This is a genomic window from Leptothoe sp. PORK10 BA2, from assembly GCF_034932105.1.
Classification (GTDB): domain Bacteria; phylum Cyanobacteriota; class Cyanobacteriia; order Phormidesmidales; family Phormidesmidaceae; genus Leptothoe.
In genome coordinates this window covers 1-3,852 of sequence record NZ_JAYGIG010000198.1, presented here as the reverse complement: position 1 = coordinate 3,852, position 3,852 = coordinate 1, and the positions used below count along the sequence as shown (strand labels likewise).

Annotated in this window: 6 protein-coding genes and 1 pseudogene; 3 read left to right on the top strand and 4 right to left on the bottom strand. The window is 51.5% G+C overall.

The window, feature by feature from the left end:
• Positions 1–145 precede the first annotated feature (145 nt).
• On the bottom strand, positions 146–553 hold the full coding sequence (locus tag VB741_RS26125) for a hypothetical protein (protein ID WP_323368160.1): 408 nt from the start codon (positions 551–553) through the stop codon (positions 146–148).
• Between the two features lie 96 nt (positions 554–649).
• Here VB741_RS26125 and VB741_RS26120 point away from each other — a divergent pair, with 96 nt between their 5' ends.
• Positions 650–1,036, top strand: coding sequence for a DUF2513 domain-containing protein (locus tag VB741_RS26120; protein ID WP_323368159.1), 387 nt, complete (start codon positions 650–652; stop codon positions 1,034–1,036).
• Positions 1,037–1,051: 15 nt separating this feature from the next.
• Here VB741_RS26120 and VB741_RS26115 read toward each other — a convergent pair whose 3' ends face one another.
• Positions 1,052–2,074, bottom strand: a complete 1,023-nt coding sequence (locus VB741_RS26115) for a metal-dependent hydrolase (RefSeq protein WP_323368158.1) — start codon at positions 2,072–2,074, stop codon at positions 1,052–1,054.
• Between the two features lie 64 nt (positions 2,075–2,138).
• Here VB741_RS26115 and VB741_RS26110 point away from each other — a divergent pair, with 64 nt between their 5' ends.
• Positions 2,139–2,432, top strand: coding sequence for a hypothetical protein (locus VB741_RS26110; RefSeq protein ID WP_323368157.1), 294 nt, complete (start codon positions 2,139–2,141; stop codon positions 2,430–2,432).
• The gene (locus tag VB741_RS26105; protein ID WP_323368156.1) at positions 2,429–2,710 is read left to right on the top strand and encodes a hypothetical protein; all 282 of its coding nucleotides are present in this window, start codon (positions 2,429–2,431) and stop codon (positions 2,708–2,710) included. The genes VB741_RS26110 and VB741_RS26105 overlap by 4 nt, the downstream gene beginning before the upstream one ends.
• A 146-nt stretch (positions 2,711–2,856) precedes the next feature.
• Here VB741_RS26105 and VB741_RS26100 read toward each other — a convergent pair whose 3' ends face one another.
• Both VB741_RS26100 and VB741_RS26095 read right to left on the bottom strand, forming a co-directional pair.
• Positions 2,857–3,594, bottom strand: coding sequence for an Abi-alpha family protein (locus tag VB741_RS26100; protein WP_323368155.1), 738 nt, complete (start codon positions 3,592–3,594; stop codon positions 2,857–2,859).
• A 67-nt stretch (positions 3,595–3,661) separates the two neighbouring features.
• A pseudogene (locus tag VB741_RS26095) lies at positions 3,662–3,852 on the bottom strand (hypothetical protein); the annotation flags it as partial.

Here is a 3,852-nt window from a genome sequence, read left to right as displayed (position 1 = left end):
ACGCGAACGGTTCTTGTCACCTAACGACATGCTCAGACACCTTTGTCACTTTAGAATATTGGGGCTGTCTGTCTCGTAAGAATTTCTAACACTCGTTTTACTGGGCCTGCTCAAAATTGGGCAGCTGGGCCAGGTAGTTTAGCTCTCAATGTTCAGCCGTTATCAGCGCCTCGGCCTTGGCGCGGTCGATGGCGGCGGTTTGCTCTAGGTAAGTTGGGGTTGCGATCGCAGGCGGTGGCTGTGGTGGTTGCGGTGGCGTAATGGTGGACTGCTCCAGGCGTTGGAGCGTTAGGGCTAGCTGTCGGGCCTGGGCTTCTAGGCGGTTGCGATCGCGGGTGCGGTCGGCAATCAGATCACCGGCTGTGATGAGATCGCCCTCGGCTACCTTTAGGTCTTCCGGGTCAGCGACGGCTACGGTAATGGTGAGGCGGCGAGGGGCTTCATCCTTGGGTTGTTCTGGGGGAGTGGTCGGCGTGATGATGTTGGGCTGTTGGGCGATGGCTACGCCTGCCACGGTTATTGTTGCGATCGCATATGGAATTAAAGCTCGCACAGCCTGATAACTAACCCAAACAGCTTATATAGCCTTCCCATTCAGGATTGCTAGACATAAATACATATGTATTCGGTAGGATGGACAACAACAATCTTGAAAATCCCACCTATTAAGGTTCAACCTGAGATGAAAAGAGATATGGAGCTTATCCGTGAAATAGTGTTTGCGGTAGAGGGTGAAGATGAAAACTTTCTAGAACATTTTCAAATAGAAGGCTATTCGATAGAAAAAGTAGCCTATCACTGCTATCAATTGGTTCAAGGTGGTTATGCAGAAGGCCGCGTGGTCAATGACATGAAGAATAAGAGAACAATAATTACAAATCTTACCTGGGAGGGTCATGAATTTGCTGATTTGGCTCGTAGTCAAACAGTCTGGCAAAAGACTATGAAATTAGTTAAAGATAGAAGTGACACGGTAGGAATGGGGGTCTTAATGCAACTCTTGGCTGCTACGGCTAAGAGCATATTCGGCTTATAAAAAGCACCTAGAAAATCAACTGCTGAGTGATAACGCTGTCATCACACCCGTCGCCCACTGATCGCCCAACAACCCAATCGCAACCTCCAACTCACAATAAGCCAACTCCACCGACTCACCCACCACCGCCACCGCTGGCAGCTGCCGTGGTAGCGAGGTGGGTCGCACCTCCTCGGGAAAGTCCACAGTGATGGAACCCGATAAATAAACTCGCGCCGACGGGTTCGCCATCCGCAACGCCTGCAGCCGCGATACCGCATCCTCATCACTCAACGTGAGCGTCTGGGTTGTCCGCGTCATCGCCTCGCCGGTCGCCGTCGTCAGCTTGTCTACGAGCAGCTGTTTACCCGTCTGGTAAACGCCCTGGCCATCGGTAACGATGAACTCATTGCCCACGGCATCGAGGATCAGATAGCGGCCGCTGGCATCGGTGCGGTCATCGGCCCAGACGCCTGTCACTTCCGCGTAGACTTCCCGAGCCGCTGCATTTTCGTTATAGGTTGCGATCGCTCCATCTCGCAGACCCAGGCCCTGGTTAACCTGACCAGTCACACCACCCGCACCGGCAAGCCAGATACCCAGCAGCAGCACCGCCACAGCAGCCGATAAAACCCAATACTCGCCTGGGCTTCCCGTACGTAATCGCCGCTTCGGGTTGCTTACGCTGATGGCCCAGGCGGGGTCAGGCCAAAAGAGCTGAACGCCCTGGCGGGTAAAGCAGTCACTAAAGCAACTCAGCATATGGCCCAGAGGTAGGGCTAGAAATGGTTTGACCGTCCCAACAGCAAAGCCAATGCCCAGGGCGATCACGGTCAGCATGGCTGTGGCCACTAATGAATGGGTGACGCTGCGGTGTGGGTAACGGTCCTCTATCCAGCTGGATACCGGGTAAAAGACCTGGCCGATGATGCTGGTCGTCGTGTCGATGTCCGGCAGCTGGCTACCCAGGACGGCTAACGCCAACGGCAGAGGTTGGGCGGTGCCGAGTAGTAAGGATGCGCCTGCGGTTGCGATGCAAGCATGGGTAATCGCCATCATAGACAATCGTTCAGATAACCAGTAGGGTCAGAATTCCCGCTGAAATATCACCGCCCAAAACACCATGGTCACCATCTTTAAACTCGGCGGAATCCTCTACCTGATTTACACCCGAGACCACCATCCGCCCCACGTTCACGTCAAACCCAGCCCCACCCGGCCAGACTGGGAACTTCGCATTTACCTCGGCAGACGCGAAGACGGCGGCCCCGACAGCTACGGCAAATCCTTTGGCGAAACCGACATCCTCTCAGGAAAAATCAAAGCCTCTAAAATAGATGAGTACGTCAACCTGCTCGCCCAAAATCTGGAGCAAGCCTGGGAAGTCTGGGATTCAATTTACGGAGATACCCAATGAATACAAACCAGACCCTACACGATGCGGTCATTGTCGCTCCTGCCATCAGACCAGAGGATCTGATCGCCGCTCGCTATGACGCCGATACCGATGAAATCGTCGTCAGCTTCCAGGATGGCAAAATCGCCCGAGTCCTGACCACCGAGTTTGAAGAACTCGCCAGCGCTACAGTCGCCGACTATGAGCACCTGGACGGCACCCGCTCAGGCGTTACCTGTATTACCGACACCGTAGACTTTGCCGTCGCGGCTAGCTGGTGGAGAGAACAGGTCGTATAAGTGAGATCGCAGCGTGGGTAATCGCCATCATTGGCCCAGACCTGTCAGTATCGAACAGCTCTAAGTTGCCCAGGGATGGGGGTTAGGTTGGGTTTGAGGAGTTGCGATCTCGACTTGGGTAATCGCTTCCAAACCGAGTAAGTGACTCAAATAGCTTTTTTAGGTTCACTAACAAGTCTTAGAAACCCCAAACCAAAAGTTGTCAGTGTAGGACGACGATAATGACGACCACTCATGTAAGATTCCTCTACACCTTTTTCTAAAAGATTAAGCTGTTCAAGATATCTGATACTTTCTGCAACTATTTCGTAGTCTAGTTTTTTCTCTTGAATATCTTTCAAGTATTCCGCCATGAAAACAACAGCAAGGTTTCCTTCATAACTATCTGGATAATCAAACAGAGGTTTGTCTTCCCGTTCTTCTGTCATCACTTTGGATGAATCAAAATATTGTCTTATCATGTCATCTTCTTTAGATTCATGAAGACAAAAAACCGTGTCTAAGACGATAGCATCTATACTATCCAGATCTGAAAATAGCTTTATGTATTTCGGATGAATTGACTGCCCAGCAGCAGCATTGCTGATTAGATTAACCCACTTGGCTTTCAGATTTTCGCTCTCTTCTTCGACTGCAATACCTTCCATTATTGGCATGAGAGTTTTAAGAGGTATCTGCTGAGGAGTAATGCCTTTGGCAAGAAGCGTTTGATTCACTTGTTCCAGCATAGAGAGTGCGTTTTTCCAACGCCAGTATCTAACCCGATCAGCAAAGATCTGCCCTGCCTCCTCCATTGCCGGTCCAAGCAACGCCTGCAGTAAACCCATCGCACCCTTGGATATTGCCGTAGTTGCCTCTCCGATACCTAATAAGTCATCTGCCATTAGATTTGTGGGCTCTGATTTTTCTCAATTCTAGTGTGCAATTTCTCTTTTGTAGGAAGTCCCTAAATCACTGCCCCAACCGCTTCCGCGCCCCTCTCACCTGGCCCACCTGCTTCATCGTCATCCCGGCCACCAGAGCCGTACCCCCAAAAATGTACAGGCTCTGATTGCCAGTGCCTAACCCCACAAACCGCACAATCCCAAACGCCATCAACGCCGCGATCACAATCGGCATTACCACCACATACTGCGTATGCT

Excerpts from the sequence above, each read along its gene's own strand:
- VB741_RS26115 (WP_323368158.1), bottom strand. The coding sequence starts at position 2,074 with ATGATGGCGATTACCCATGCTTGCATCGCAACCGCAGGCGCATCCTTA.
- VB741_RS26110 (WP_323368157.1), top strand. The coding sequence starts at position 2,139 with ATGGTCACCATCTTTAAACTCGGCGGAATCCTCTACCTGATTTACACC.
- VB741_RS26105 (WP_323368156.1), top strand. The coding sequence starts at position 2,429 with ATGAATACAAACCAGACCCTACACGATGCGGTCATTGTCGCTCCTGCC.
- VB741_RS26100 (WP_323368155.1), bottom strand. The coding sequence starts at position 3,594 with ATGGCAGATGACTTATTAGGTATCGGAGAGGCAACTACGGCAATATCC.